29 protein-coding genes are annotated in these 25,337 nt (G+C 70.4%); 14 read left to right on the top strand and 15 right to left on the bottom strand.

From position 1 onward, the window contains the following. Positions 1–413 precede the first annotated feature (413 nt). The 3 genes from V3N99_15835 to V3N99_15825 form a co-directional block, all read right to left on the bottom strand. Complete coding sequence (locus tag V3N99_15835) at positions 414–1,649, bottom strand: IS110 family transposase (GenBank protein ID MEO3938209.1); 1,236 nt, start codon at positions 1,647–1,649, stop codon at positions 414–416. Positions 1,650–2,075: 426 nt separating this feature from the next. Next, positions 2,076–3,659 carry an IS1182 family transposase gene (locus V3N99_15830; protein MEO3938208.1) on the bottom strand — a complete coding sequence of 528 codons (1,584 nt, stop codon included), beginning with the start codon at positions 3,657–3,659 and terminating at the stop codon, positions 2,076–2,078. A 108-nt stretch (positions 3,660–3,767) separates the two neighbouring features. Continuing rightward, positions 3,768–5,003: an IS110 family transposase gene (locus V3N99_15825; GenBank protein MEO3938207.1), complete on the bottom strand. Its 1,236-nt coding sequence runs from the start codon at positions 5,001–5,003 to the stop codon at positions 3,768–3,770. 525 nt (positions 5,004–5,528) lie between these two features. Here V3N99_15825 and V3N99_15820 point away from each other — a divergent pair. Together V3N99_15820 and V3N99_15815 are read left to right on the top strand one after the other, a co-directional pair. Continuing rightward, complete coding sequence (locus tag V3N99_15820; GenBank protein MEO3938206.1) at positions 5,529–5,969, top strand: hypothetical protein; 441 nt, start codon at positions 5,529–5,531, stop codon at positions 5,967–5,969. Positions 5,970–5,997: 28 nt separating this feature from the next. Beyond that, positions 5,998–6,426 (top strand): SRPBCC family protein, encoded by a 429-nt coding sequence (locus V3N99_15815; GenBank protein MEO3938205.1) that lies wholly within the window; start codon positions 5,998–6,000, stop codon positions 6,424–6,426. Positions 6,427–6,436: 10 nt separating this feature from the next. Here V3N99_15815 and V3N99_15810 read toward each other — a convergent pair whose 3' ends face one another. Beyond that, on the bottom strand, positions 6,437–6,733 hold the full coding sequence (locus V3N99_15810; protein ID MEO3938204.1) for a hypothetical protein: 297 nt from the start codon (positions 6,731–6,733) through the stop codon (positions 6,437–6,439). 210 nt (positions 6,734–6,943) lie between these two features. On the opposite strand from V3N99_15810, the gene V3N99_15805 reads away from it, so the two are divergent. Further along, a complete protein-coding gene (locus V3N99_15805) occupies positions 6,944–7,525 on the top strand; it encodes a hypothetical protein (protein MEO3938203.1) in 582 nt (193 codons plus the stop codon). 2 nt (positions 7,526–7,527) lie between these two features. Then, positions 7,528–7,809, top strand: coding sequence for a hypothetical protein (locus V3N99_15800; GenBank protein ID MEO3938202.1), 282 nt, complete (start codon positions 7,528–7,530; stop codon positions 7,807–7,809). A 24-nt stretch (positions 7,810–7,833) separates the two neighbouring features. Here the strand turns inward: V3N99_15800 and V3N99_15795 are convergent, their stop codons facing one another. From V3N99_15795 to V3N99_15780, 4 genes are all read right to left on the bottom strand, one after another. Beyond that, positions 7,834–8,073: a hypothetical protein gene (locus V3N99_15795; protein MEO3938201.1), complete on the bottom strand. Its 240-nt coding sequence runs from the start codon at positions 8,071–8,073 to the stop codon at positions 7,834–7,836. 226 nt (positions 8,074–8,299) lie between these two features. Beyond that, complete coding sequence (locus V3N99_15790; protein ID MEO3938200.1) at positions 8,300–8,629, bottom strand: HepT-like ribonuclease domain-containing protein; 330 nt, start codon at positions 8,627–8,629, stop codon at positions 8,300–8,302. Continuing rightward, positions 8,626–8,877: a nucleotidyltransferase domain-containing protein gene (locus V3N99_15785; protein ID MEO3938199.1), complete on the bottom strand. Its 252-nt coding sequence runs from the start codon at positions 8,875–8,877 to the stop codon at positions 8,626–8,628. Before V3N99_15785 ends, V3N99_15790 begins: the two co-directional genes overlap by 4 nt. A gap of 714 nt (positions 8,878–9,591) precedes the next feature. Then, positions 9,592–9,897: a helix-turn-helix domain-containing protein gene (locus V3N99_15780; GenBank protein MEO3938198.1), complete on the bottom strand. Its 306-nt coding sequence runs from the start codon at positions 9,895–9,897 to the stop codon at positions 9,592–9,594. Positions 9,898–10,126: 229 nt separating this feature from the next. Between V3N99_15780 and V3N99_15775 the strand changes: the two genes are divergently transcribed. Both V3N99_15775 and V3N99_15770 read left to right on the top strand, forming a co-directional pair. Beyond that, entirely contained in the window at positions 10,127–11,254 is a 1,128-nt protein-coding gene (locus tag V3N99_15775; protein MEO3938197.1) for a site-specific integrase, read from the top strand. Positions 11,255–11,297: 43 nt separating this feature from the next. After that, a complete protein-coding gene (locus V3N99_15770) occupies positions 11,298–11,711 on the top strand; it encodes a hypothetical protein (protein MEO3938196.1) in 414 nt (137 codons plus the stop codon). Between the two features lie 134 nt (positions 11,712–11,845). Here V3N99_15770 and ychF read toward each other — a convergent pair whose 3' ends face one another. Continuing rightward, entirely contained in the window at positions 11,846–12,931 is a 1,086-nt protein-coding gene (gene ychF, locus V3N99_15765; GenBank protein ID MEO3938195.1) for a redox-regulated ATPase YchF, read from the bottom strand. A 148-nt stretch (positions 12,932–13,079) separates the two neighbouring features. Between ychF and V3N99_15760 the strand changes: the two genes are divergently transcribed. Further along, on the top strand, positions 13,080–13,511 hold the full coding sequence (locus V3N99_15760) for a hypothetical protein (protein MEO3938194.1): 432 nt from the start codon (positions 13,080–13,082) through the stop codon (positions 13,509–13,511). A 61-nt stretch (positions 13,512–13,572) separates the two neighbouring features. Here the strand turns inward: V3N99_15760 and V3N99_15755 are convergent, their stop codons facing one another. Continuing rightward, positions 13,573–14,433, bottom strand: a complete 861-nt coding sequence (locus V3N99_15755) for a thioesterase family protein (protein ID MEO3938193.1) — start codon at positions 14,431–14,433, stop codon at positions 13,573–13,575. Positions 14,434–14,498: 65 nt separating this feature from the next. Between V3N99_15755 and V3N99_15750 the strand changes: the two genes are divergently transcribed. Beyond that, entirely contained in the window at positions 14,499–15,716 is a 1,218-nt protein-coding gene (locus V3N99_15750; GenBank protein ID MEO3938192.1) for a DNA recombination protein RmuC, read from the top strand. A gap of 8 nt (positions 15,717–15,724) precedes the next feature. Beyond that, the gene (locus tag V3N99_15745; GenBank protein ID MEO3938191.1) at positions 15,725–16,195 is read left to right on the top strand and encodes a hypothetical protein; all 471 of its coding nucleotides are present in this window, start codon (positions 15,725–15,727) and stop codon (positions 16,193–16,195) included. A gap of 110 nt (positions 16,196–16,305) precedes the next feature. On the opposite strand, the gene V3N99_15740 is transcribed toward V3N99_15745, so the two are convergent. Next, positions 16,306–17,385, bottom strand: coding sequence for a 4-hydroxy-3-methylbut-2-enyl diphosphate reductase (locus V3N99_15740; GenBank protein MEO3938190.1), 1,080 nt, complete (start codon positions 17,383–17,385; stop codon positions 16,306–16,308). A gap of 147 nt (positions 17,386–17,532) precedes the next feature. Between V3N99_15740 and V3N99_15735 the strand changes: the two genes are divergently transcribed. From V3N99_15735 to V3N99_15725, 3 genes are read left to right on the top strand one after another with little or no spacing between them, the layout of a single operon-like run. Next, the gene (locus V3N99_15735; GenBank protein MEO3938189.1) at positions 17,533–18,042 is read left to right on the top strand and encodes a hypothetical protein; all 510 of its coding nucleotides are present in this window, start codon (positions 17,533–17,535) and stop codon (positions 18,040–18,042) included. A gap of 27 nt (positions 18,043–18,069) precedes the next feature. Continuing rightward, positions 18,070–19,356 (top strand): exodeoxyribonuclease VII large subunit, encoded by a 1,287-nt coding sequence (gene xseA / locus V3N99_15730; GenBank protein MEO3938188.1) that lies wholly within the window; start codon positions 18,070–18,072, stop codon positions 19,354–19,356. Further along, the gene (locus V3N99_15725) at positions 19,353–19,649 is read left to right on the top strand and encodes an exodeoxyribonuclease VII small subunit (protein ID MEO3938187.1); all 297 of its coding nucleotides are present in this window, start codon (positions 19,353–19,355) and stop codon (positions 19,647–19,649) included. The genes xseA and V3N99_15725 overlap by 4 nt, the downstream gene beginning before the upstream one ends. Positions 19,650–19,716: 67 nt before the next feature. Here V3N99_15725 and V3N99_15720 read toward each other — a convergent pair whose 3' ends face one another. Next, positions 19,717–20,295 carry a DUF4245 domain-containing protein gene (locus tag V3N99_15720; protein MEO3938186.1) on the bottom strand — a complete coding sequence of 193 codons (579 nt, stop codon included), beginning with the start codon at positions 20,293–20,295 and terminating at the stop codon, positions 19,717–19,719. Between the two features lie 91 nt (positions 20,296–20,386). Between V3N99_15720 and glpX the strand changes: the two genes are divergently transcribed. Both glpX and V3N99_15710 read left to right on the top strand, forming a co-directional pair. After that, a complete protein-coding gene (gene glpX, locus V3N99_15715) occupies positions 20,387–21,430 on the top strand; it encodes a class II fructose-bisphosphatase (GenBank protein MEO3938185.1) in 1,044 nt (347 codons plus the stop codon). Then, on the top strand, positions 21,427–22,362 hold the full coding sequence (locus V3N99_15710; protein ID MEO3938184.1) for a PfkB family carbohydrate kinase: 936 nt from the start codon (positions 21,427–21,429) through the stop codon (positions 22,360–22,362). The genes glpX and V3N99_15710 overlap by 4 nt, the downstream gene beginning before the upstream one ends. Positions 22,363–22,384: 22 nt before the next feature. Here V3N99_15710 and V3N99_15705 read toward each other — a convergent pair whose 3' ends face one another. From V3N99_15705 to V3N99_15695, 3 genes are read right to left on the bottom strand one after another with little or no spacing between them, the layout of a single operon-like run. Further along, a complete protein-coding gene (locus tag V3N99_15705) occupies positions 22,385–23,395 on the bottom strand; it encodes a LacI family DNA-binding transcriptional regulator (GenBank protein MEO3938183.1) in 1,011 nt (336 codons plus the stop codon). 13 nt (positions 23,396–23,408) lie between these two features. Next, positions 23,409–24,356, bottom strand: coding sequence for a carbohydrate ABC transporter permease (locus V3N99_15700; protein MEO3938182.1), 948 nt, complete (start codon positions 24,354–24,356; stop codon positions 23,409–23,411). After that, positions 24,353–25,336: a sugar ABC transporter permease gene (locus tag V3N99_15695; GenBank protein ID MEO3938181.1), complete on the bottom strand. Its 984-nt coding sequence runs from the start codon at positions 25,334–25,336 to the stop codon at positions 24,353–24,355. The genes V3N99_15700 and V3N99_15695 overlap by 4 nt, the downstream gene beginning before the upstream one ends. Position 25,337 lies beyond the last annotated feature (1 nt).

The following is a 25,337-nucleotide window of genomic DNA, read 5'->3' as shown; positions in this document are numbered from 1 at the left end:
GCCCGCCGCTGAGGCACGGCGTTGGAACCTAGGGAGTGTGGCAGCAGCGTAGAGCCGTGTTGAGCCCCAGGACACGGCAACCGCGAAATGCTTCCTTCCGGTTCCCTGAGAGGCGCGCAACCATGGCTCGACAATGTGCGACCAGTCCGACATTGGCGGCGTTGGGTGGGCCCGAGCCGGTCCCGCGTGACCGCGCCCGGGGGAGTCTCCATCGTCGAACGACCGAACGAGGGCAAGATGTCTACCCACGTTGGGGTGTCTGCCGATCCGTCGGCACCGGCCGGTAGGGCTTTGGCATCGAGCAAGGGAACATGCGTCCTATCGCCGCGAGTGCGGCCGTCCCACTTCGCCGCGAGTGCGGCCGTCCCACTTCGCCGCGAGTGCGGCCGTCCCACTTCGGCTCCCTTCTGTTGTCAAGGGGTCGTGACGAGGGCCCGCTGGTGGGTCTTCCGTGGAGCTAGGGCCGGGCGTAGCGTCGGTGCTGCGGGTCCGGGAAGTGGCTGATCCGAAGTGTCGATGTGCGGGGGTAGGTCGGCCGCGCTGGATTCTTGAGACGCCCCGCAGTGCCCTCCCGGACCCGCGTCAGCCTCACGTTCGGCGTCGCGTTCGGCGTCGGCGAGGAGCTGGCGATAGATGGCGTCGGAGATCCGGCGTTTGAGGCACCTCAGCGCCTCGAGCGGCTTCTTGCCCTCGGTGCGCTTGCGCCGGTAGTAGGACCTACCGTCGGTGTCCTGGCGCAGCTGGGTGACCGCGGCGATGTGGATCATGTGGTTCATCCGCCGGTTCCCCGCGCGGGAGAGCCGGTGGCGGTTCTGCTCCCCGGACGACGCGTCCAGCGGCGCCGTCCCGGTCCACGACGCGAACCGGTTGCGGTCGGCGAACCGGGTCACGTCACCGACGTCGGCCAGGACCCGGGCGGCGACCACCGGCCCGACGCCATAGATGTCCATCAAGCGTGACCTGCGGGCCACGACGATCGCCTTAAGCTCGGCGGAGGCCTTCTTCATCTTGACCTCGACCGCGACCAGCTCGGCCAGCTCCTCCACGGCGATCCGCCGACGGGTCCGGCCGGCGATGTCGCGGGGGCGGACACCGGCCAGCATGGCCTTGGCCTGGGCGGTGGACAGGTCACGTTTCGCCTGTCCCGGAAGGAGTTCAGCCAACAACGCCTGCAGCCGGTTGACGGTCTCCACCCGCCTGCGGGTCAGGGCCTCACGCCGGTCGGCGAGCATCCGCAGCGCCTCGAGCTCCCCGTCGACCTGCAGGACCCGCAGCCCCTCGGTGCGGACGGCGACCACCGCGATCGAGTGCGCGTCGAGGGCGTCGGTCTTGCGGTTGTGGCCGGTGTCGAACAGCCGCACCCGGGCCGCGAGCTTGGCCGGGACGTCGACAACGTCGTCCCCGTCCTCGAGCAGCCGCTGGGCCAGCGGGCGACCGGCGCCGTTCGCGCCCTCGACCGCCCACACCCGATGAGGCCACGCCTTGACGTACCTGCGCATCGCGGCGTAGCCCGCCGCGTCGGTCGTGAACCGACCCGAACCGAGCAGACGCTCCTGTCCGTCGACGACCTCGATCGTCGCGGACAGCTTGTGCGGGTCGACGCCGATGACGACGGGTCCTGTGTCCTTCGTGTGATCCGTGTGTTCCATGTGCTGCTCCTGCCTAACACTCGTGCCGATGAGGGGACGGCGAGGTGGGCAGTGCTACTACGAGCAGGGCAGTCCCTTCTTGAGCCACGCCTCGTCACAGTGACCGGCGGGCTGCAGACCGAAGGTGAGCCACACCGATACCGCTAGTGGGCAGCCGCAAAGAGAGCCGCCCGCCGATCACCTAGACCGAGTCTGGCCAGACACCGGTCCTGCAGGGAAGTCTCTAGGACCCTGCTGAACAAGGCTCGTTCGTGGGTCGCGGTCGTCATTCAGGGGACGGCAGGGTGCCGACTGGGGCGCTCAGGGCACCCCGGAGGGCTTGTTCCTCGCGAGACCAGAATGATGTTCCGGTTGGTGTGAGGGAGTGCGGGGCCTGTGTGGGGCCTGCAGGGGTGGTGGACGGGGGGTTCTGCCTCGTTCGTGGGCTCAGGCCAGGACCCAGGCTCCGTCGGTGCGGGTCAGGCCGAGGTTGAGCAGCCGGCGTAGGTTCAGGGCGGCGCTGCGGGTATGGAGCCAGGCGTTGTTCTTCCGCACGCCGCGGTAGCGGACCCGGCGGTTCCTCCCGGCCACGAGCCACGAGATCGAGCGTTCCACCATCGGTCGGTGCTGGCGGTAGTCCGCTTGCCAGGCCGGGTCCTTCGCGCGCTGACGATGCTCGCGCAGCAGCGTGTGATGCCGGTGCAGCTGCAGGATCCGGCCCCGCTTCGCGGTGGTGCACCGGGCCCGCAGCGGACAGCCGACGCACCCGATTCCGAAGGTGACGGTCCGGCTCTTGCTGATGGGGCGGGTCAGGCCGTTGGGGCAGGTCGCGGTGCCGGCCTGCTCGTCGACGGTGAAGTCGTCCTGGGTGAACCCGCCTTCGACGGCGGGCTTGAGGGGGCCGGGTTTGACCAGCGGACGCCGCCGCGCCGCGGTGATCTTCTCCAGCGCGTCACCGGTGGCGTAGGCGCTGTCCCCCAGGACGTCGACGACCTGCCCGTCGGGGAGATCGGCCGCCGCGGGCAGGGTGTCGTCCGCGTCCATCAGCCGCATCCCGGTCGCCCCGTCCGGCGCGAGCGGGCCCGCGCCCTTGGTCAGCTCGCACGCGGTCGTGATCCCGGTCTCGGGCTCGACCGCGATGTGCGCCTTGAAGCCGTCCTGACGCCGGTGCACCGTCTTGTGGATGTGCCGGGCCTCGGGGTCGACGATGCTGATGACCCGATCGGGGGCGACCTTCCGCGCGATCCGCCACCGGCCGTCGGTCCCGTCCGACCCGGGCGCAGGTTCGACGTCCTGCCCCGCGATCAACGCCAGCAACGCGACCGCCTCCGCGCCGACCTCGTCGAGGTCCCACCCGGACACGACCTCCAGCAGCGCGAGGGCGTCACGCACCAACGCGTCGACCAGCACCGCCCGCGCCTCGCGGTCGTCCCAGGCGATCTGGGGCTTACCCGGGTCGTCGTAGTCATGCGCGCAGCACACCGTCGCGACGACCTCGCCCGCGCCGGGGACCTGCCGGACGACCTTACGGATCACCGCGACCAGCTGCGTCACGGTGTCCTGCGTCGCGACCGCATCATCCAACGCGGTCGAGTCCAGGGCCCGCCGGTTCTTCCCCGTCAACACCCCCGTCTCGGCGACCACCACCTTGACCGCGTCGAAGATCCGATGCGGCGCCGCGCTCCCCGCCAACCGCTTCCGCCAGTACGTCAACGTCGACGGGTCGAACCCGCCATGCCCGACCGGCAGGCCACACGCGACCTTCCACCGCAGATCCGTACGCAACGCCGCCATCGCCTCCCGGTCCGAGAGCCCATGCAACGACTGCAACACCATCACCGACGCCGCGACATCCGCCGGCACCGACGGGCGACCCAACCGGGTCGGGAACAGATCAGCGAACATCACCTCCGGGAACAACACCCGCCGCTGCTGCGCCAACAACCCGAACACACTGCCCTTGTCGATCAGATGCCCCGCGACCGACTCAGCATCCAACAGCTCACGCGCATCCAGCGGACGACCCTGCATCCACACATGATCCCAACCCCCGACCAGCGCGACCAGGACGACACGCCTTATTCAGCAGCGTCCTAGTAGCCGCGAGTGCGGCCGTCCCACTTCGGCTCCCTTCTGTTGTCAAGGGGTCGTGACGAGGGCCCGCTGGTGGGTCTTCCGTGGAGCTAGGGCCGGGCGTAGCGTCGGTGCTGCGGGTCCGGGAAGTGGCTGATCCGAAGTGTCGATGTGCGGGGGTAGGTCGACCGCGCTGGATTCTTGAGACGCCCCGCAGTGCCCTCCCGGACCCGCGTCAGCCTCACGTTCGGCGTCGCGTTCGGCGTCGGCGAGGAGCTGGCGATAGATGGCGTCGGAGATCCGGCGTTTGAGGCACCTCAGCGCCTCGAGCGGCTTCTTGCCCTCGGTGCGCTTGCGCCGGTAGTAGGACCTACCGTCGGTGTCCTGGCGCAGCTGGGTGACCGCGGCGATGTGGATCATGTGGTTCATCCGCCGGTTCCCCGCGCGGGAGAGCCGGTGGCGGTTCTGCTCCCCGGACGACGCGTCCAGCGGCGCCGTCCCGGTCCACGACGCGAACCGGTTGCGGTCGGCGAACCGGGTCACGTCACCGACGTCGGCCAGGACCCGGGCGGCGACCACCGGCCCGACGCCATAGATGTCCATCAAGCGTGACCTGCGGGCCACGACGATCGCCTTAAGCTCGGCGGAGGCCTTCTTCATCTTGACCTCGACCGCGACCAGCTCGGCCAGCTCCTCCACGGCGATCCGCCGACGGGTCCGGCCGGCGATGTCGCGGGGGCGGACACCGGCCAGCATGGCCTTGGCCTGGGCGGTGGACAGGTCACGTTTCGCCTGTCCCGGAAGGAGTTCAGCCAACAACGCCTGCAGCCGGTTGACGGTCTCCACCCGCCTGCGGGTCAGGGCCTCACGCCGGTCGGCGAGCATCCGCAGCGCCTCGAGCTCCCCGTCGACCTGCAGGACCCGCAGCCCCTCGGTGCGGACGGCGACCACCGCGATCGAGTGCGCGTCGAGGGCGTCGGTCTTGCGGTTGTGGCCGGTGTCGAACAGCCGCACCCGGGCCGCGAGCTTGGCCGGGACGTCGACAACGTCGTCCCCGTCCTCGAGCAGCCGCTGGGCCAGCGGGCGACCGGCGCCGTTCGCGCCCTCGACCGCCCACACCCGATGAGGCCACGCCTTGACGTACCTGCGCATCGCGGCGTAGCCCGCCGCGTCGGTCGTGAACCGACCCGAACCGAGCAGACGCTCCTGTCCGTCGACGACCTCGATCGTCGCGGACAGCTTGTGCGGGTCGACGCCGATGACGACGGGTCCTGTGTCCTTCGTGTGATCCGTGTGTTCCATGTGCTGCTCCTGCCTAACACTCGTGCCGATGAGGGGACGGCGAGGTGGGCAGTGCTACTACGAGCAGGGCAGTCCCTTCTTGAGCCACGCCTCGTCACAGTGACCGGCGGGCTGCAGACCGAAGGTGAGCCACACCGATACCGCTAGTGGGCAGCCGCAAAGAGAGCCGCCCGCCGATCACCTAGACCGAGTCTGGCCAGACACCGGTCCTGCAGGGAAGTCTCTAGTAGCCGCGTGTGGACCTCACCGCCCTGGCCGACGACCTCGACTTCGACTCGGTGTCGACGACCCTCGACCGCATCACGTGCCGAAGGCCTCCGACCGGGCCGCGATGCAGTTCCCCTTCGGGATGAGGACATCCTCAAGCGCTACCAGGAGGCCCGCATGACGATGCCGCTGCTGCGGCCGCCGTTCCGCGACGTGCCCACGAGCAAGACCCTCGACGACCTCAAGCGCCTCACCGCGGAGATCATGCCCAAGGTCAACGCGGTCTGAGGTGGCGACCCGCGACCGCCGTACGGCGTCATGAGGTTGGGTGAGGAGCAGGCGCGCGCCCGTCTCGCCGCCGAGGTCCACGGGGTGCTCGTCACGCTGCACCCCCGGCGGGGGCCCGACCCGCAGCCCGTCGTCTTCGCCGTGACCGACGACGGCTTCCTCGGCGTGCCGATCGACACCGTCAAGCCCAAGTCGCCGAGCCGGCTGCGGCGCGAGGACAACCTCGACGCCGACCCGCGCGGGTCGCTGCTCGTCGAGCACTGGGAGGTGGAGGACTGGTCGCGGCTGTGGTGGGTGCGCGCCGAGCTGCGGCACGTGCCGGACCCACCGGCCGCGGTGGTCGACGACCTCGCCGACCGGCTGTCGCGCACGGTGTCGCAGTACGCCGACAAGCTGTTCCACCGTGTGCTCGTGTGCCGCATCGTCGCGCTGACGGGCTGGGCGACCTCGAGCGACTGCCCCACCACATGACCCTTTGTTTCCCGAGCAAGGAGATCTCGTGCCGCAGCCCTACCGCTCCGCCATCCCCCCGATCGACACGATGTCGGAGGTGGTCCGGCTCCTCGACGGACTCCCGACCTGGCACCCCAACATGGCGTCGGGCTCCCTCGACTCCGGTGAGGAGGGAGCCGTCGACCCCGTGCGGCGGCTCATCACGACCGACGGCGGGGTCGTCACCGAGCGCCTGCTCGCGCTCGACGCCGAGGCCCATCGGCTCACGTACGCGATCATCGACAGCCCCTTCGCCGTCCGGCGCTACGCGTCGACCATGCACCTGTCACCGGTAACCAGCACGGGCGAGACGTTCGCCGAGTGGTTCGCCGAGTTCGACTCCGAGGGGGCCGACGAGGACCTGCTGATGGCGCTCTTCGGTGACGGCGTGTTCGGCGCGGGGCTGGCGGCGATCGCCGACCACCTGGCGAGGTAGCCCGGTCGAGCTACCTGGGTGGCGTCGGGAGGTGCCCGAGTACGACGAGGAACTCGCGGACCTCCGTCAGCACCCGTTGGTCGTCCTGCGGTGACACGTCCTCCACGACGAGGCGGCCCACGCTGGCCGGCCCTGACGGGAGGACGCGCATCTGGTGACCGGTGTTCAGACGCTTCGTCAGCAGTAGCACGAGGGCACCGTCGGTGACGGGTTCCGACAGCTCCAGCCACAGGTTGCGGCCGCCCTCGTCGCCGGGGACGAACTCTCCGCTTGCCTGGCCGTCGTCTTCGACGTGAGTGATCTCCATCGCCCCAGCCTCCCACGCCCGAGTAGGGAGTCGCTGTCACCCACGACACACGCCTCAGGGTGGGGAGCCGCCGGGGTCGGGTCGAACTTTCGGCCGGTCCCTGGGCGGTGCCGCTTCCCTACCCTGAGGGGGTGAGCAGTTCCACTCCGTTCCCTCCTGGAGGAACCGCGGTCTTCGGCGCCACCGGTCGGGGTCTGGCGGGACTGGGCGTTGGTGGTCTTTGTGGTGGTCTGCGGCGGGCTGGAGGCTGCTCTGCGTGACGACCTCCCGCAGCCGGTGTTGTTGCTGGTGGTGACGGTCGGGCTGGCGCCGCTGCTGCTGTGGCGTCGTACCCACCCGCTCGCCGTGGTCGCGATGGCGTTCGGTGTCGTCGCGGTCGTCGACATCGGGCTGATCGTCGGCGACGCAGCGGCGCTCGACGGCCACACGATGCTCTACGTTATCCTGCTGCCCTACGCCCTCTTCCGGTGGGGTTCTGGGCGCGAGGCGGCGGCGGGTCTGGCCATCGTCCTGGTCCCCGCGACCTTGGCGCTCGTCGGCAGCTCGACCGGCGTCGCCGCCGCGATCGGTAGGTTCGGGGTCCTGGTATCCGCCTTCGCCCTGGGCTGGGCCGTGCGCTCTCAGCACGACGCCGGGGAGCGGTGGCTGGAGCAGGTGAAGTCGCAGGAGCGGGTGCTGCTGGCGCGCGGGCTGCACGACACGGTGGCCTACCACGTCTCGGCCATCGCCGTCCAGCCCAGGCAGGCCGCGCGCTCGCGGCCACCCATCCGACGTCACCACTCGAGGCGTTGAAGGTGATCGAGGTGGAGGCGTCGCGCACGCTGGCACAGATGCGGGCGATGGTCCGGGTGCTGCGCAACGCGACCCCCGTCGAGTACGCCCCGCAGCCCGGTGTCGCCGATCTCGGGCGGCTGACCGGGGCGTCGTCCACCGGGCCACGGGTGGAGGTCAGGGTCGCGGGGGACGTGGCTGGCCTTCCTGCGGCGATCGACGCTGCGGTCTTCCGCATCATTCCGGAGCCCCTTTACTTTGGCCTACCAGGTGACACACCCCGGTGGCAAGAGTCGGGAGACTGAAACGGTGGCGTGAGTAAACGCGGTTCACAGTCGGGAACTCAGCGCGTTCTCGATGTGGGCGAGCTGCGGATCGCGCAGCCCCACGCTGACCACCAGCGCGACCCCGAACTCATCGCGACCTGGCACACCTTCCAAGACGTCGGGGCCCAGCGCCGCGCCGTCCAATGGCTCCTCGACGAACAGCTCATCGACCAGGACGCCGCCGACGAGTTCACCGACGCCCACCCGGACCCCTCCCTGCCCTGACGTCCATCGCTCGACCACCGAGCCTCCTCTCTCACTCGAGGCGCCCCGCCGTCACCTCCGGAGACCGACACCGTCCACACGCACGGCGCCTGCTCCCCTGACTCGAGACGACAGCTTCGTACCCCCCGAGAGAGCCAAAGCCCATGTGCCACACACCTCATGCATTGCCGGTGAGGTTTTGACGGACGAAATCAAGTGGGACCACCGATTGCTGGCCCTCCTCGGGGAGTCCAGGGCCCCTCGCTCAGCTCAGTCCCTCCGAGAGAGTGCGGTGGATCTGCGCCAGGATCGCTGGGATGTCCGTGGCCAAGGTCTGGCGGATGATCGTGGGCTCGACCAGGAGATAGCCGTGGGCAATCCGGTTGCGCATACCCCACATGAGGGGCCAGCTGTCGCCGAACATGTCGTCCCGTACGGAGGGCTCGAGGCGGTTGAGCACCTCGACACCCGCGGACAACCGCATGCAGACGGCGTCCACGACCAGCTGGTCCGTGACATCGCCGTGGGCGTGCTCGAGCATCAACTCGAAGTGGACGAGAGCCTCGCGCAGAAGCTCCTGCTCCGAACGGCTCACAGGTCGACAGCCTCCGCCAGCACTCGCTCCCTCAGATCGGGGCGGAGCCCGGCATCCGGGACGAGGTCGACCGGGGCGCCGATGGCCTCCACAAGCCGCTGCTCGAGCCGTCCGAGCTCCATCAAGCTCAGGGGCTGACCCATGGTGAACAACAGGTCCACGTCCGAGTCGGGGCGATCCTGGCCGGTGGCGACGGAGCCGAACACCCTCACCCGCCCACCGCCGGCCTCGGCCACGATCTGGCGCACCCGGCTAGCGTTGCCTCGCAGGCGCCGCGCCAACGGGGACGTCCCATGAAATCGCAAGAGCCGGGAGACCTCGGGCTGGCTGCGTCCGACCTGTTGGGCGATCTGGTTCTGGGTCATCCCCTCTGACGCAGCCCGCCGAACCGCTCGCACCAGCTCAGCGCGCGCGTGACGCGTGACCTCATCGGTACGACGCGCGACCTCGGCCAAGTCCTCCACCATGACCCAACTATAGCAACTGCTATGACCGGACTAGAAGGGGTGAGGATCAAGGTCGGGCCTTAGACAGCGGAGGCCCGGCGCAACGCGCGGACGCCACGCCACGGTGGAGGTGGCGGGGTCAGCGGCGGACCGGGTACGACCCGCGCGGATACCGATCGCCCGACTGCCGAATGTGCTCGAGGTCTACGACAACGCTGCGCCACCGCGCATCGTCGAGGTCGCCGCGGGCGGCCCGGTCAACCAACTCGCGCAGCACGCGACGGCAGGCGGCCGGAGAGTCGAGCACGGCGTCGACGTGCGCCTCGATGGAGACGACGGGGCTGAGGTAGCGGATGCTGATGGCACCGTTCTCCGCGGCACGACGCTCCTCCGAGGCTGCCCGCCGGCACGCGGCCGAACACCAGCGCTTGGGTCGCCCCGCTCGAGGCGGCCACGGCTCCACCACCAGTCGGCCACAACGGGGGCACGGCCAGGGTGAGCGCGGGCGGTCTCGCGTCACTGCCCCTGTTCCAGCCCGAGGGTCCAGGTGATGACGGTCGCCGCCCGCCAGCGCAGGTGCTTGCCGACCCGGATCCCCTTCGGGCCGTACCCCGTCGTGCGCCACGAGTAGATCGTCTGCTTCGGCACCCTGAGGTAGGCGGCGAGGTCGTCGATGTCCCAGAGCTCCTGGTACTCCACGTGTTTCGTCGGACGCTGAGTCGGCAGGTCCGGCGCCGACCGCACCTGTCCCTTGCTCTCGCTCGGTCGCGTGGTGCTGTCCCACAGCCCCAGCTGCTCCTGGCTCTCGGTGGTCCTGGTCATGGCGACGATCTCCTTGCGACACTCGTGAATTGGGCCTGTCAGCACCGAATGTCGCCGGATCGTCGCCGGTGGACACCACATCGCGCACTTGCCCGACGGACCAGTAGCAGTCACGACCGTCCGCAGCAGGCCACCAGTGGCCCTCGACGCCTGTCCCCGCGCAGAGCTACGGTGGCAAACCTGGAGAGGAACGCCATGGTCGCCACCACGCAGCACCACCGGCACAACGATGCCTGAGGGGGTCAGCCGGCGCGGCGACGCCTGGCGCGCGCGCTACCGCCACCCCGAGACCGGCCGTCAGCACGAGCAGGCGTTCGCCCGGCAGGTCGACGCCGTCCGCTGGTGGCGCCAGCAGCTCGACGCCCTCGACCGCGGCCGGTGGATCGACCCCGAGGCCGGAAAGGTCTCCTTCATCCGCTACTTCGAGGCGTGGGAGCGCGACCAGGTCTGGACCGACGGCACCCGGGCGGCCATGTCGCTCGCCGCCCGCTCGACCACCTTCGCCGAGGTCGACCTGCGCCGGGTCCGGCCCAGCCACATCGAGGCGTGGGTCAAGTCGATGACCGTGCCCACCCAGGTGCGACCCCGCTCCCTGGCGCCCGGCACGATCAAGACCCGCTTCGTCAACGTGCGCTCGGTCTTCCGCGCCGCCGTGCGCGACGGCCTCATCGCCACCGACCCCACCACCTCCGTCCGGCTCCCCCGCCTGCGCAAGCGCGAGGCCGCGATGACCATCCCGACCCCGGACGTCGTACGGTGCATCCTCGACGCCTCCGACCCCCGATTCCGCGCCTTCGTCGGCTTGTGCGCGTTCGCTGGCCTCCGCCTCGGGGAGGCCGCCGCGCTGCGGGTCGACGACGTCGACTTCCTGCGGCGCCAGCTGCAGGTCAGCCGGCAGGTCCAGCGCCGCACCGGTGGCGGCCTCGACATCCGCCTGCCGAAGTACAACTCCGAGCGCACCGTGCACATCCCCGACGCCCTCGTCGAGATGCTCGCCCAACACGTCGAGCAGGGCCTGTGGTGCCCCTGGCTCTTCGCCGGCGTCGACCACCAACCACCCCACCAGAACACCGTCGGCTACCGATGGCGAACGACTCTGATCCGGGCGGGCGTCGAGGGCGTACGGCTGCACGACCTGCGGCACTTCTACGCCTCCGGCCTCATCGCCTCCGGATGCGACGTCGTCGCCGTCCAGCGCGCCCTCGGCCACGCCAAGTCGACCACCACCCTGACCACCTACGCCCACCTCTGGCCGTCCGCGGAGGACCGCGTCCGCGACGCCTCGGCCCGCCTCGTCGCCGAGGTCCTCGAGTCCGGTTCGACGGCCGCAGCGCAACCCGAGGTCCACCAAGCCTGAGACCCACGGCTTCCGGCGGCCCGTCGACCGGCAGACTTGGCCTATGCCACGGCTTCCCACCGGCGTCGAGCCCGACCACCCGGTGCACGAGTACGACGGTCGCGTGGGCGTGCTGAGTGCGCCGGGAACCGATGAGCCCGCGGGGCATGTCGTCATCGAGTCCGTCGTCTACTGGCGTCGGCTGAGCGGGATCCTGTGGTGGCGGCGCTGGGGAAGGCCATTGCAGACGGCGTCAGTCATCCGTGTCCTGCATGGCGAGTTCGATGACTGGGTGATTCAAGGCGACCAGCTCGACTTAGCGCTTCAGGAGTGGGGCCAGCGCCAGTGGGTTGAATACGATGACAACGGTCGCCGGGTCTACCAGGTGTCCTGGCTCTCGGCCGAGGAGTCGGTGGACGTCGCTGAACGGGAAATCGGTGTGGCCGTCGAAGGATCACGCCGGGGGCGCAGACCGTAGCGCTTGCCCTCCCACTCGCCGGCGCGGGAACGCAGTGTCAGCTGGGCCCCGCCCGGCGACGTTTCCCGAGTCGTCGCCGCTGCTGAGGGCACCGTGAGGGCAGATGAGGGCAAAACCGCCTCTGACCTGCGGGTTTACACGTTGAAGCGGAACTCCACCACGTCGCCGTCGACCATGACGTAGTCCTTGCCCTCGATGCGCACCTTGCCCGCCGCCTTCGCCGCGGCCATCGACCCCGCCTCGACCAGGTCCTCGAAGGAGACGATCTCAGCCTTGATGAAGCCGCGCTGGAAGTCGGTGTGAATGACCCCGGCGGCCATCGGCGCGGTCCACCCCTGCCCGATCGTCCACGCCCGCGACTCCTTGGGCCCGGCCGTCAGGTAGGTCTGCAGTCCCAGCGTGTGGAAGCCGACGCGCGCGAGCTGGGCCATGCCCGACTCGGTCGCGCCGAAGCCCTCGAGCATCTCGAGCGCCTCGTCAGGCTCCATGTCCATGAGGTCCATCTCGAGCTTGGCGTTGAGGAAGACCGAGTCGGCGGGCGAGACCGACGCGGCCAGCTGGGTCTTCAACGCGTCGTCGGTGAGCTGGTCCTCGTCGAGGTTGAAGACGTAGATGAAGGGCTTGGTCGTCAGCAGGCCCAGCGCCTTCGCCTCGTCGAGGTCGACCCCGGCGGCCGTGCCCGCGGCATACAGGGTGTCGCCTGCCTCGAGGACCTTCTGCGCAGCGAGCGCGTTGTCGAGCGCGGGACGCTTCTCCTTGACGGTGCGGGCCTCCTTCTCGAGACGCGGCATCGCCTTCTCGAGGGTCTGCAGGTCGGCGAGCACGAGCTCGGTGTTGATCGTCTCGATGTCGCCGGCGGGGCTCACCTTGCCGTCGACGTGCACGACGTCACCGTCCTCGAAGACCCGCACGACCTGGCAGATCGCATCGGCCTCGCGGATGGTGGCGAGGAACTTGTTGCCCAACCCCTCCCCCACCGAGGCGCCGCGCACGATCCCGGCGATGTCGACGAAGGACACCGTCGCGGGCAGCAGCTTCTCGCTGCTGAAGACCGTCGCGAGCGCCTCGAGCCGGTCGTCCGGCAGGGGAACGACCCCGACATTCGGCTCGATCGTCGCGAACGGGTAGTTCGCTGCGAGCACGTTGTTCTTCGTGAGGGCGTTGAAGAGGGTGGACTTGCCCACGTTGGGCAGTCCGACGATTCCGATCGAGAGGGCCACGAGGACAAGAGTTTAGGCGTATGAAGCGCCCACCTCGGACACCCGCCTGTCGTCGGCGATGCCCCCCGAGGCTGTACCCGCCTGTGACATCGGCGGCCTTCCGGACACCGGTCTCTCGGGGCCCCTTGTGCCCACTAGCCTTTCGCCCATGCCGACCCTCTCCGAGACCCTCCTCACCCCCGATCGCCGCCCGGCCGCCGTCGACGCCCTCACGCAGGTCGTCGACGCCGAGGTCGCCTCCAAGTCCGGTCTCGGTGGCGCGGCCATCAAGACCGCCTACGGTGCCGCTCGCAAGATCGACTCCACGCTGGTCAAGAAGGCCGTCGGCCGGATGCCGCCCGACTTCCTGACCGCCCTCGAGCCCTACTGGGAAGACGGCCAGGGCGACTTCAGCGCCCGGCTCGTCTCCCGCGAGGCCGAGGTCACCGAGTCGCTGCTGTCGGTCACCGACGCGCGCGCGTCCAACCCCGACCACGCAGCCGTGGCCAGGGCCTACGGCATGATCCGCCCCAAGGCCAAGGGCCACGTCAGCACGGCTCTGCCGCGGCTCGGCTCGACCCTGCAGTCGCTCGCCGGCTGAGGCGAGTCGACGACCGGAGGGCCGATACGACGCGTCGTACCGGCCCTTCGTCCGTCCCCGCTCAGGCGGTCGGCGACCAGCCCGGCGGCAGACGCACCCCACACAGCTGGCGCGACTGCGCGACCAGCGCGCCGGTGCTGTCCCAGACGCGGGCGTCCTCCTCCATCATCGAGCCGGCCAGCACGTGGCTGGTGACCTGCAGTCGCAGCCACCCCGGGGCCGGGCGCGCGTGCACGTGCGCGGTGAACTCGAGGGTCGGCGCCCAGCCGGGGATGCCGAGGTCGAAGGCGACCGGCGGAAGGCTGTCGAGGGCGAGCAGCAGCATCACGGCGTCGGGCTCGCGACCGTCGACCATGCGCAACCAGGCCCGCATCTCGCCCTGCCCCGATGGCTGGCCGAGCGCCCACCCGACGCAGGCCGGGTCGAGCCGCAGGTCGAGCCGCTCGAGCAGGCTGGAGTCGTTGAGAAAGCTGGGCGGTGCCTCGGTGCTGGCCACGCAGCCCTCGGGCGCCGGCATCGACGGCGGGTCGGGCTGACGCAGCGGACTGGCCCCGGCCACGAGGGCGCCGAGACTGAGCAGGGCCCGCATCCGCTCGACCGGCCGACCGTCAGGACCCAGCTGGGTGAGCGACACCTGCCCGGTGGTCAGGCTGCGCCCGGATCGCAGCACCTCGGTGCTCGCCGTGAGCGGGCCCGGCTGCGACGCGGTCAGGAAGTAGCCGCTGAAGGCGACGGGGTCGCGGTGGCCCTCGATGCCGTCGGCGACGACCCGACGCTGCATCGCGGCCGTCGCGACGGCCATGACCACACCCCCGTTGACCGCGTTCCCGATCCTCCACCCGTCGCCGAAGGCGCCGGCGTAGGTGCCCGACAGGTCGGTGTCGGTGAGGGCGATCGCTGCGTCGTACTCGGTGTCGGTCACAGGCATACGTCTATCACCGCGTCGTCCTCCCGGGGTCTGTCAGTGCCTCGTGCCACGCTCTGACCATGACCTCGACCCCCCTGCTCTGGCTGGTCGCCACGATCGCCCTCATGGTGGGGGCGGTCCTCGCCACCCTGTTCTCCCGCGGGCACTACCAGAGCACGTATGCCGCGCCGCTCGCCGCCGCCTCGGCTGAGCGCGACGTGCTGCGTGAGCGCGTGGTCGACCTCGAGGCGACGCTCAGCGAGGGCTCCGAGACCGCGCAGATGATCGCGCCACTGCGGCACAGCCTCGAGCAGGTGGCCCGGCAGGTGCACGACCTCGAGCGCGACCGCGGCGACCAGTTCGCCCGCGTGGCCAGCGAGCTCACCCGGGTCACGGCGTCGACGACCGAGCTGCGCACCCAGACCGCGTCGCTCGTCGGGTCGCTCAACTCGTCGTCGGTGCGCGGCTCCTGGGGTGAGGTCCAGCTGCGGCGGGTGCTCGAGCACGCAGGGATGCTCGCGCGGTGCGACGTGGACGAGCAGGTGTCGGGCACCTCCGCCGACGGGCGCGGGGTGCGCCCCGACGTCGTGGTGCACCTGCCCGGGGGCAAGGACCTCGTGATCGACGCCAAGGCGCCCATGTCGTCCTTCCTCGCCGCGCAGGCCGAGGGGCTGACCGCGCAGGAGCGCAGCCACCATCTTGCGGGGCACGCGAGGGCTCTGCGCAGCCACGTCGACGGCCTCGCGGCCAAGGCCTACTGGACGGCATTGCCCGTCACCCCCGAGATGGTGGTCTGCTTCGTGCCGGGCGAGGCCTTCCTCACGGCAGCCCTCGCGAGCGACCCCGACCTGCACGAGCACGCGATGCGACGTCGGGTCGTGCTCGCCTCTCCCGGCACGCTCCTCGCCCTGCTGCGCACGGTCGCCTTCACCTGGCAGCAGGACGCGCTCGCCGGCAACGCCCGCGAGCTGCTGGCCGTCGGGCGCGAGCTCTACGAGCGACTCGGCAGCCTGGGCCAGCACGCGAGCCGCATGGGCGCGTCGCTGCAGCGGTCCGTCGAGGCCTACAACGGCTTCATCGGCTCGCTGGAGTCACGGGTGCTGGTCTCCGCCCGGCGGATGCACGAGCTCGGGCTGGTCGACCACGATCTGGCCACGCTCAGGCCGGTCGAGACCGCGGGCCGCCCGCTCACGGCCGTCGAGCTGCTCGAGTCCCTGGAGCCGGACGTGGCCCGGCCCGACCTGCGGTTCGACGACACCGCAGCTCCCGACTCCGCCCAGGCCGCCTCGACTGGCTAGGTTGAGACATGTCCTGGCACCGTGAGTCCTCCGCCCTCCTGCGCGTCGACCGTGCGGCGCTGTGGGCGGCCATCAGGGACGTCGGTGGGTGGCCGCAGTGGTGCGGCGGGCTCTCCGACGCACGTCCGTCGTCGGACGGTGCCGCCGTCGACCTCGTGCCCAGCGGTCTGGTCGGTGCCGTCCACCGACGCACGGCACCTGCCGCCCTGGTCTTGCGTGACGAATCTGGGCGCATCGTCGTCGAGCAGCCCCAGCCCGGAGGTTGCACCCGGGTCACGCTCAGCATCGAGGCCGACGACGGCCGCGACGACGAGGTCTGGCGCCTCCGTCAGGTCGTCGAGGTCGAGGGACCCCTCGTTCTCCTCGCCCAGCGCGGGCTGGCGCTCCCCCTGGCTCGCGGGTTCCCCGACGACGTGATGCGACTGAACGCCCTTCTGGCGGCGCAGGGTGGTGCGCGCCCGGCGCCTGACCCCGCTTGACCGGCGGGGCTGCATACGCCTTCAGGTGCAGCCCAATGTGGGCACAGCACCCGGCGGGGCTGCATACGCCTTCAGGTGAGGCACGATGCGCTGCCGCCTTTCCCCCGCCCCTATCTCAGCGAATCGACGTCCTTCGCCGCGCCAGGGTCGTGGCGCAGCTCTCCCGGCTCGGCCCCCGACGCCGCCTTGAGGTCCCGGCGGAGCTCGGCCGGCAGCGAGAAGATCAGCGACTCCTCGGCAGAGGTGATCGTCTCGACGTCGCCGTAGCCGAGGGCAGCGAGGTGGGCCAGCACGTCGCGCACCAGCACCTCGGGCACGCTCGCGCCCGAGGTGACGCCCACCGTCGTCACGCCCTCGAGCCAGGTGTCGTCGATCTCGTCGGCGTAGTCGACGAGGTGGCCGGCCTGCGCGCCGTGGTCGACCGCGACCTCCACGAGGCGCACCGAGTTGGACGAGTTGCGCGACCCGACCACGATGACCAGGTCGCAGCGGGCGGCCATCTGCTTGACGGCCACCTGGCGGTTCTGCGTGGCGTAGCAGATGTCGTCGCTGGGCGGGTCCTGCAGCCGGGGGAACTTCTCGCGCAGGCGGCGCACGGTCTCCATCGTCTCGTCCACCGACAGCGTGGTCTGCGACAGCCAGACGACGCGCTCGGGGTCACGGACCTCGACGTTGACGACGTCGTCGGGGCCGTCGACGATCGTGATGTGCTCGGGCGCCTCGCCGCTGGTGCCGACGACCTCCTCGTGACCCTCGTGGCCGATGAGCAGGATGTCGTAGTCCTCGTCGGCGAACCGCACGGCCTCGCGGTGCACCTTGGTCACGAGCGGACAGGTGGCGTCGATCGTCTTCAGGCTCAGCCGCCTGGCCTCTTCGTGCACCACAGGCGCCACCCCGTGCGCACTGAAGACGACCGTCGCCCCCTGGGGCACCTCGTCGGTCTCGTCGACGAAGATCGCGCCGCGCTTCTGCAGCGTCGTCACGACGTGCTTGTTGTGCACGATCTCCTTGCGCACGTAGACGGGCGCACCGTACAGCTCGAGCGCCTTCTCGACCGTGACGACGGCCCGGTCGACGCCGGCGCAGTATCCGCGGGGCGCCGCGAGCAGCACCCGCTTGGCGGGGGCGCCCGCGGCCGGGGGCGTGCCGCCGTCAGGGGAGGCGTCGCTGGCGAGCTCGGAGGAAGGCATACCTCCATCGTACGTATGCCGTGACCGCTGACTGCCCTGCTCCACCCCCCGGTGCCCGGCGAGGCCGTGTATCAGGCTGCTCACTCGCCTCCTCCTTCGTGATGACCGACCGTCAGGCCGGCCCCCCCAGTAGTCAGGAGTCAGGCCATGTCCATCGGAACCCACCTCAGGCAGGTCGCCGCCACGGCCGGCGTCGCCGCCGCTGCTTTCGCCGGCGTGAGCAACGCGAACGGAACGGCGACGAGCACCGCCGCCGTGCCGACCCAGCCCAGCATCACCGGGGTCAGCTTCAGCGGCGCCAGCGGCGCCGGCGTCGCCTCCCCGACGATCACCATCACCGGGAGCGGCTTCGGCGCCGCGCCACCCGCCACCGCCAACGACGTGACCTCGTGCGGCACCTACACCGCCAACGGGTCGGTCTACGGCACCAAGCTCTACTTCGTCGCCGACAACAACTTCGAAGCCGGGTACGGCGTCGCCGGCAAGGCCACCTGCATCGGCATCATCGTCTCGTCCTGGTCCCCGAAGCAGGTCGTGCTGCGCTTCGGCAGCTCCTACGGCAGCTTCGCCCACTGGTACCTTCAGAACGGTGACGGCTTCGCGCTCTCGGCCAAGCTCGGTATCTGGGGCGGTGTCGTCACGGGCCTCACCCCCTGACGCGGTGGGGCGCGGGATACTGCAGCCGTGACCACCCCACCGGCCCGCCGACCGCTCCCCGAGCGCGCGGCCGACACGAACGCCGAGGAGCCGTGGCCGCTGCGGATGCTCAGCCTCAAGATCGCCGACTACGTCGACAAGATGTCGGTCGTGTGGGTGGAGGGCCAGGTGGTGCAGCTCAGCACCCGCGGCACCATGGCCTACCTCACCCTGCGCGACGCCGACGTCGACATGTCGATCAACGTCAGCATCTCGATGAACTCCCTGCGGGCCATGCCACCGCTCGCGGAGGGGGCCCGGGTGGTCGTGCAGGCCAAGGCCAGCTTCTGGACCAAGCGGGGCAGCCTCTCGCTCGACGCCCGGCAGATCCGCCCGGTCGGGGTGGGCGACCTGCTCGCCCGGGTCGAGCAGCTGGGGCGGATGCTCCAGCAGGAGGGTCTCTTCGACGCGGGTCGCAAGCGCCCCCTGCCCTTCCTGCCCCGCAAGGTGGGGCTGGTGACGGGGCGTGAGAGCGCAGCCGAGCGCGACGTGGTCGAGAACGCCCGGCGGCGTTGGCCCAGTGTGGAGTTCGAGGTGCGCGAGGTCGCCGTCCAGGGGGTCACCGCCGTCACCGAGGTGACGGCGGCACTGCGCGAGCTCGACGCGGACCGCACCGTCGACGTCATCGTGATCGCCCGCGGTGGTGGCTCCGCCGAAGAGCTGCTGCCCTTCTCCAACGAGACGCTGCTGCGTGCAGTGGCCGCTGCCGTGACCCCCGTGGTCAGTGCCATCGGTCACGAGGTCGACCGGCCGCTGCTCGACCTCGTCGCCGACTGGCGGGCCTCCACACCGACGGACGCCGGCAAGCGCGTCGTCCCCGACGCCGAGGAGGAGCGCGCCCGGATCGAGGGCCTGCTCTCCCGCGCCGGGCGTGCCCTCACGGGTCGGCTGACCCACGAGCGGCACCGGGTCGAGGCCCTCGTGTCGCGCCCCGCCATCGCCGACCCCGGTGCGCTGGTGCGGCGTCACCGCGACGACGTCGTCCGCCTCCGTGAGCGCGGCAGCGAACGGGTGCTCGTGCGGCTGCGTCGGGCCCACGACCAGATCGGGCACCTCGGTGCGCAGGTGCGCGCACTCTCCCCGCAGTCGACCCTGGAGCGCGGGTACGCCGTCGTGCAGCACCCCGACGGCCGTCTCGTCCTCGACCAGACCGAGCTCGCACCCGACCAGCTGCTGCGGGTGCGAGTCGCTCGAGGTGACTTCGGCGTGCGCACCGTCGGCACGCCGACACCCCCCTCCGCGCGTAGTCGGACTGCCCCTAGGGTAGATGTGTGAGCCCGAGGAAGACGACGCCGGCCGACCCCGAAGCGCAAGAGTCTCCGGAGACCACCCCCGCCGGGCCGCTCGCCGAGCCCGCCGCCGACGAGCTCGCCGACATCGCCGGGCTGGGCTACGAGCAGGCTCGTGACGAGCTCGCCCGCATCGTCGCGGGCCTCGAGGGAGGCCAGGTGGCACTCGAGGAGAGCATGCGGCTGTGGCGTCGCGGTGAAGCGCTCGCGGCGCACTGCACGGCGTGGCTCGACGGTGCCCAGCGCCAGGTCGAGGCCGCCACCGGCCAGACCGACTGACCCAGCCAGCACGTCGTACACTCCCCCCGTCGACCCCGTCGACGCCGTGTCGAGTGGGTGGCTGGGGTCAGCTGGCGGTGGCGCGCTGGAGGGCGTTGGTGAAGACGAGCACGTCGGCCAGCGGGGCCGTCGCCGAGACCACCGTGCTCAGACCACCCTGGTGCTCGTCGACGAGGCTCGTGGTGCCGTGGTCGGCGTCGTAGCGCTTCTCCCACGTGCGGCCGGCCGCGTCCACCGACCCGTCGACGACACCTTGCGTGGTCGCCGCAGCGATCCACTTGGGGGTCACCGCCTTGGCCTGACGCAAGGCCACGAAGCCACCGTCGGGCGTGGTCCAGCCGGCCTGCCACGTCACGATGTCGTCGGTGCTCTTGCCGTAGCGCGCGCTCGTGGCCTTCCACCCTGCGGGGAGGGAGACCGGGGCTTCGAGGGCCAGACCCGACTGCCTCACCGCGTCACTGACGACCGACGCCGCATCGACCGCCGGCTGCTGCACCGAGGTGGTGCGGGGCACGATGGCCACGAGCACGGCCACGAAGCCGACGATGACGAGCATCGAGCGCACCAAGTTGGACGACGAGCCCAGGGAGTAGCGGCTCTTCGGTGCGGCCGCCGGGGGCGGCGCCTGCTGGGTGGGCACGGTCACCCCCCCATCGTCGCCGATGCGGCGCCCCAACTCCACACCGGTCCCCTAGAGTCTGGGTGACCGATGAGGGCCGCCCACGGAGGATGACTGCATGAGCACCGACCAGCGGGCGCCGAGCGTGCAGCTCGACCGCCCCGACCGCAACCTCGCGCTCGAGCTCGTCCGGGTCACCGAGTCCGCCGCCATGGCCGCGGGCCGGTGGGTAGGCCGGGGCGACAAGAACTCCGCAGACGGAGCGGCCGTCGAGGCGATGCGCCACCTCATCAACGGCATCAGCATGGACGGCACCGTCGTCATCGGCGAGGGCGAGAAGGACGACGCGCCCATGCTGTTCAACGGCGAGCGGGTCGGTGACGGCACCGGCCCCGAGGTCGACGTCGCCGTCGACCCCGTCGACGGCACCACACTGACCGCCAAGGGCATGAGCAACGCCGTGTCAGTGATGGCCGTCGCCGAGCGGGGCACGATGTACGACCCGAGTGCCGTCTTCTACATGGACAAGCTCGCGACCGGCCCCGACGCCGCCGACGTCGTCGACATCCGCCTCCCGGTGGGCGAGAACATCAAGCGCATCGCCAAGGTCAAGAAGCAGCAGGCTTCCGACGTCACCGTCGTCATGCTCGACCGGCCTCGGCACACCGAGCTCGCGGAGCAGATCCGCGCGGCCGGTGCCCGGCTGTTCTACATCAGCGACGGCGACGTCGCCGGCGCCGTGATGGCGGCCCGCCCCGACACCGGCATCGACCTGCTCGTCGGCGTCGGCGGCACGCCCGAGGGCATCATCGCGGCCTGCGCGATCACCTGCATGGGCGGCGTCATCCAGGGCCGACTCGCCCCGGTCGACGACGACGAGCGCCAGAAGGCCATCGATGCCGGCCACGACCTCGACCGGGTGCTCGCCACCGGTGACCTCGTCAGCGGTGAGTGCTTCTTCGTCGCCACCGGCATCACCGACGGCACCCTGCTCCGCGGGGTGCGGTACGGCCCCCAGACCGCCACGACCCACTCCCTGGTGATGCGCTCGCGCAGCGGCACGATCCGCGAGATCGAGGCCCATCACCAGTTCGCCAAGCTGGCGGCCTACAGCCACCTCGGCTTCGTGCACCCCAGCGCCATCGGGGAGGGGGGACGATGACCACCCCCACGGCGTCGCGGCGCCGCACGCTCGTCCTCGGCGAGGCGCTGATCGACATCGTGCGTCGCCACGACGGATCGAGCAGCGAGCACGTCGGCGGCAGCCCACTCAACGTCGCCCTCGGCCTTGCGGCCCTCGGCGAGGACGTCGACTTCGCGACCCGCTACGGTGACGACGAGCGAGGGCACCGACTGGCGCAGACGCTGGCCGTCGGCGGAGTCCACCCCCTCGAGGGCAGCGACGGAGCGGCGCGGACCTCGTCCGCGGCGGCGGTGCTCGACGAGACCGGCGCCGCGACCTACGAGTTCGACCTCGTGTGGGACCTGCCGGCGACCCCGGTCTCGGAGCAGACCGCCCACCTGCACACGGGCTCGATCGCCGCTGTGCTGGAGCCGGGCGGGTCCGAGGTCGTCGCCGCGCTGGAGGCGGCTCGCGCGAGGGCCACCATCTCGTACGACCCCAACGTACGGCTGCAGATCATGACCGACCTCGACGCAGCGCGCATCCGCATCGAGCAGATCATCGCTCTCAGCGACGTCGTCAAGGCCAGTGACGAGGACGTCGCGGCGCTCTACCCCGGGCGCACGGTCCCCGACGTGCTGCGGGTGTGGGGCGCCCTCGGCGCCTCGCTCGTGATCGTCACCCGCGGTGCGGCCGGCGTCGTGGCGAGCGTGACCGGCACCGGCGAGGTCGCCAGCGAGCCGACCCGGGCCGCTCACGTCGAGGACACCGTGGGTGCGGGCGACTCCTTCATGGCCGGTCTCGTGTCGGGCCTGCTCGAGCACGGCCTGCTCGGGGGGGCCGAGGCCCGCGCCCGACTCGCCACGGCGAGCCTCGTCGACATCCGCCCCGCCCTGGAGCGCGGTCTGTCCACGAGCGCCGTCACCGTCGGTCGCACCGGCGCCTACGCCCCCACCCGCGCCGAGCTCTGAACGGGAGCGAGCGCCAGGACGGCTACCGCGACGGAGGCGGAGCGGTGGACTCTCGGAGGATGAGGTGGGTGGGCAGGACGATGCCCTCGACCGGGGTGCACCAGGGGGCGCCGATCTCGGACAGCAGGAGGGCGCTGGCTCGCGCAGCCTGCGCCCGGACGTCCTGACGCACGGTGCTGAGGCCGAAGACGGCGGCGTGCGGGTGGTCGTCGACGCCGATGATCGACAGCTCCTGCGGTACCCGGACCCCGACCCGCATGGCGGCGGCCAGCACCCCCAGGGCCATCTCGTCCGACGCCGCGACCACCGCCGTGGGGCGCTGCGCACCGGCGAGCATCTCAGCGGCATCAGTCGAGGAGTCACGCGCCGTCCAGTCCGACAGGCGCAGCCAGTCCCGTCGCACGGTGAGCCCGGCCGCGCCCATCGCCTCGAGGAACGAGGTCCGGCGCTCGTTCGGCACCACGCCGTAGGCGTCTGCTCTCACCACCGCACCCGTGAAGGCGATGTCGCGGTGCCCCAGGGAGACCAGGTGCTCGACCGCCGTCCTGACGGTGGCACCGTCGTCGATGCGCACCGACGACCACCCGTCGTAGGTGTTGCCGATCGTGACCGTGGGCAGGTCCAGCTGGTGCAGGAGAGTCTGCTCCTGCTCGGACAGGGGGACATTGAGGACGATGACCCCGTCGACCCGCTTGCTCACCATGTCTCGGGTGAGCTGGCGGCGCCTGCTGGTCGTGTCCTCGAGGTCGAGAAGGAGCACGTGGTAGGCCTCGTCGCGGATCGACTTCTCGATCTCGCTGATGAGGGTCGAGAAGTACCACCGGTCGACGAAGGGGGTGACCACCCCGACGACGCGGGTCCTCCCCGAGGCCAGGGAGGCCGCCGTCGGGGAGGCCACGTAGTGCAGGTCGGTGGCGGCCTTGAGCACCCGGGCCCGGGTCTCGTCGCTCACCCTGTCCAGACCCCGCAGGGCCCTGGACACGGTGGCGACGGAGACCCCGGATGCGTGGGCCACGTCGAGGATGGTCGTCATGATCCTCGGGCGATCAGCCCTTGACTGCCCCTGACGTCATGCCGCGGATGAAGTATCGCTGCAGGGAGAGGAAGACCAGGATGGGGACGATGATCGCGATGAACCCGGCTGCAGGGACGAGCTCCTTGCCCTGCCCGGTCTGACCCTGCAGCCCCTGGAGGGCCACCGTGACGACGGTGTTGTCGCCGCGGCCGAGGAAGATCAGGGCGACCAGCAGGTCGTTCCAGACCCACAGGAACTGGAAGATCGCGAACGACGCGAGCGCCGGCACCGACATCGGCACGATGAGCCGCCAGAAGGTCGTGAAGTGGCTCGCCCCGTCGATCTTGGCCGACTCGATCACCGCCATCGGCAGGCCCGACATGTAGTTACGCAGGATGTAGACCGCCAACGGCATGCCGAAGCCGATGTGGGCCAGCCACACCCCGAGGAACGTGCCGTTGATGCCCAGCTGGTTATAGAGCTTGAGCAGCGGGACCAGGGCGACCTGGTTGGGCACGACCAGCAGACCCACGATGATGACGAAGACGACGTCGCGGCCCCGCCACTGCATGAAGGTGAACGAGTAGGCAGCGAAGGCGGCGACGAGGATGGGGATGACCGTCGCCGGCACGGCGACGACGAACGAGTTGACGAAGGCGTTGCTCATGTTGACGCCACCGACGCCACCGCTCAGGGCGCCCTCGTAGTTGGAGAGCGTCCACTTCGTGGCGTCGAGAGGACTCTTGAAGATCGTCCACCAGCCCTCGGCAAACTGCACGTCACGGGGCCGGAAGGAGTTCACCAGCATGCCAAGGACGGGGATCATCCACAGCAAGCAGATGGCGCCGAGACCGATCTTGACCGGCAGGGAGGCATTACCCTGAGCGGCGCCGAGCTTGCTCTTGCGCAGCTTCTGCGCGGGCTTGTTGTCGTCGGGCAGGTCGGGCGTGCCGGTGCCGACCTGGGTGCTCGCAGTCATCGTGTGGCCTCCTGGAGCCGGAACTGGCGGACTTGGTAGACGAGCACCGGGATGACGGCGATCATCAGGATGACGACGATCGTGGCGGCGTAGCCGTTGTTGCGGAAGGTGAAGAGCTCGGCGTAGAAGCGGCGGCCGATGACGTCGGTGTTGAAGCCACCGTTGGTCGTCACGTAGACGATGTCGAAGATCTTCATGACACCGATGAGCACGGTGATGAAGACCGTGGTGACGGTGGCCCAGATCTGCGGGACGACGATGCTGAAGAAGATCCGGCGCTCACCGGCCCCGTCGATGCGGCCGGCCTCGACCGTGTCCTCCGGGACCGACTTGATCGCGGCCGAGAGCAGCACCATGGCGTAGCCGACCTGGGTCCAGATGAGGATGACCATGAGCAGCAGGCTGTTGAGGTGCAGGGTGCTCGTCTGGAGCCACGCGGTCGGGCCCTGGCCGAACAGCCCGGTGATCGCGTTGAGCAGGCCGGTCTGGGGAGACCCCTCGGGCTGGTACTGGTAGACGAAGCTCCAGATCGTCGCTGCCCCGACCATGCTGATGGCCATGGGCAGGAAGATCAGGGTCTTGGAGAACTTCTCGCCGCGCGGGTTGAGCCGGTCGGCGAGGACCGCGACACCGAGGCCGAGCGCCACCGTGAGAGCCGGGACGATGATGATCCAGAGAAGGTTGTTGAACAGCGACTGGAGGAACGTCTTGTCGGTCAGCAGGTCGGCGTAGTTCTGCAGGCCGACGTAGGCGGTGGTCTGGGCGTTGGCGAAGCTCAGCTGGATGGTGGTGAGGGCGGGGTAGATCAGGTAGACGCCGATCGCGAGGATGGCCGGGCCGGCGAAGACCCAGGGTTTGATGCGGTCCTCCCAACGACCTTTGAGCGACTCGGCCAGCTTGTTGAGGATCCAGAAGAGGATCATCGCGCCGCCGATGCCCCCGATGATGGCGAGCACGGCGTTGAGAATTTTTAGGGCCACG

Source organism: Dermatophilaceae bacterium Soc4.6 (assembly GCA_039889245.1).
Taxonomy (GTDB): Bacteria; Actinomycetota; Actinomycetes; order Actinomycetales; family Dermatophilaceae; genus Lapillicoccus.
Note: the sequence above shows the minus strand (reverse complement) of the source record. Positions and strands in the feature narration are given on the sequence as shown.

Bases quoted from the DNA above. Each gene is read 5' to 3' on its own strand.
- V3N99_15770 (MEO3938196.1), top strand. From the start codon at position 11,298: ATGCCACGGCTTCCCACCGGCGTCGAGCCCGACCACCCGGTGCACGAG.
- V3N99_15820 (MEO3938206.1), top strand. From the start codon at position 5,529: ATGAGGTTGGGTGAGGAGCAGGCGCGCGCCCGTCTCGCCGCCGAGGTC.
- V3N99_15835 (MEO3938209.1), bottom strand. From the start codon at position 1,649: ATGGAACACACGGATCACACGAAGGACACAGGACCCGTCGTCATCGGC.
- V3N99_15745 (MEO3938191.1), top strand. From the start codon at position 15,725: ATGTCCTGGCACCGTGAGTCCTCCGCCCTCCTGCGCGTCGACCGTGCG.
- V3N99_15830 (MEO3938208.1), bottom strand. From the start codon at position 3,659: ATGCAGGGTCGTCCGCTGGATGCGCGTGAGCTGTTGGATGCTGAGTCG.
- V3N99_15700 (MEO3938182.1), bottom strand. From the start codon at position 24,356: ATGACTGCGAGCACCCAGGTCGGCACCGGCACGCCCGACCTGCCCGAC.
- V3N99_15760 (MEO3938194.1), top strand. From the start codon at position 13,080: ATGCCGACCCTCTCCGAGACCCTCCTCACCCCCGATCGCCGCCCGGCC.
- V3N99_15750 (MEO3938192.1), top strand. From the start codon at position 14,499: ATGACCTCGACCCCCCTGCTCTGGCTGGTCGCCACGATCGCCCTCATG.
- V3N99_15710 (MEO3938184.1), top strand. From the start codon at position 21,427: ATGACCACCCCCACGGCGTCGCGGCGCCGCACGCTCGTCCTCGGCGAG.
- V3N99_15775 (MEO3938197.1), top strand. From the start codon at position 10,127: ATGCCTGAGGGGGTCAGCCGGCGCGGCGACGCCTGGCGCGCGCGCTAC.
- glpX (MEO3938185.1), top strand. From the start codon at position 20,387: ATGAGCACCGACCAGCGGGCGCCGAGCGTGCAGCTCGACCGCCCCGAC.
- V3N99_15780 (MEO3938198.1), bottom strand. From the start codon at position 9,897: ATGACCAGGACCACCGAGAGCCAGGAGCAGCTGGGGCTGTGGGACAGC.
- V3N99_15735 (MEO3938189.1), top strand. From the start codon at position 17,533: ATGTCCATCGGAACCCACCTCAGGCAGGTCGCCGCCACGGCCGGCGTC.
- V3N99_15705 (MEO3938183.1), bottom strand. From the start codon at position 23,395: ATGACGACCATCCTCGACGTGGCCCACGCATCCGGGGTCTCCGTCGCC.
- V3N99_15740 (MEO3938190.1), bottom strand. From the start codon at position 17,385: ATGCCTTCCTCCGAGCTCGCCAGCGACGCCTCCCCTGACGGCGGCACG.
- V3N99_15810 (MEO3938204.1), bottom strand. From the start codon at position 6,733: ATGGAGATCACTCACGTCGAAGACGACGGCCAGGCAAGCGGAGAGTTC.
- V3N99_15825 (MEO3938207.1), bottom strand. From the start codon at position 5,003: ATGGAACACACGGATCACACGAAGGACACAGGACCCGTCGTCATCGGC.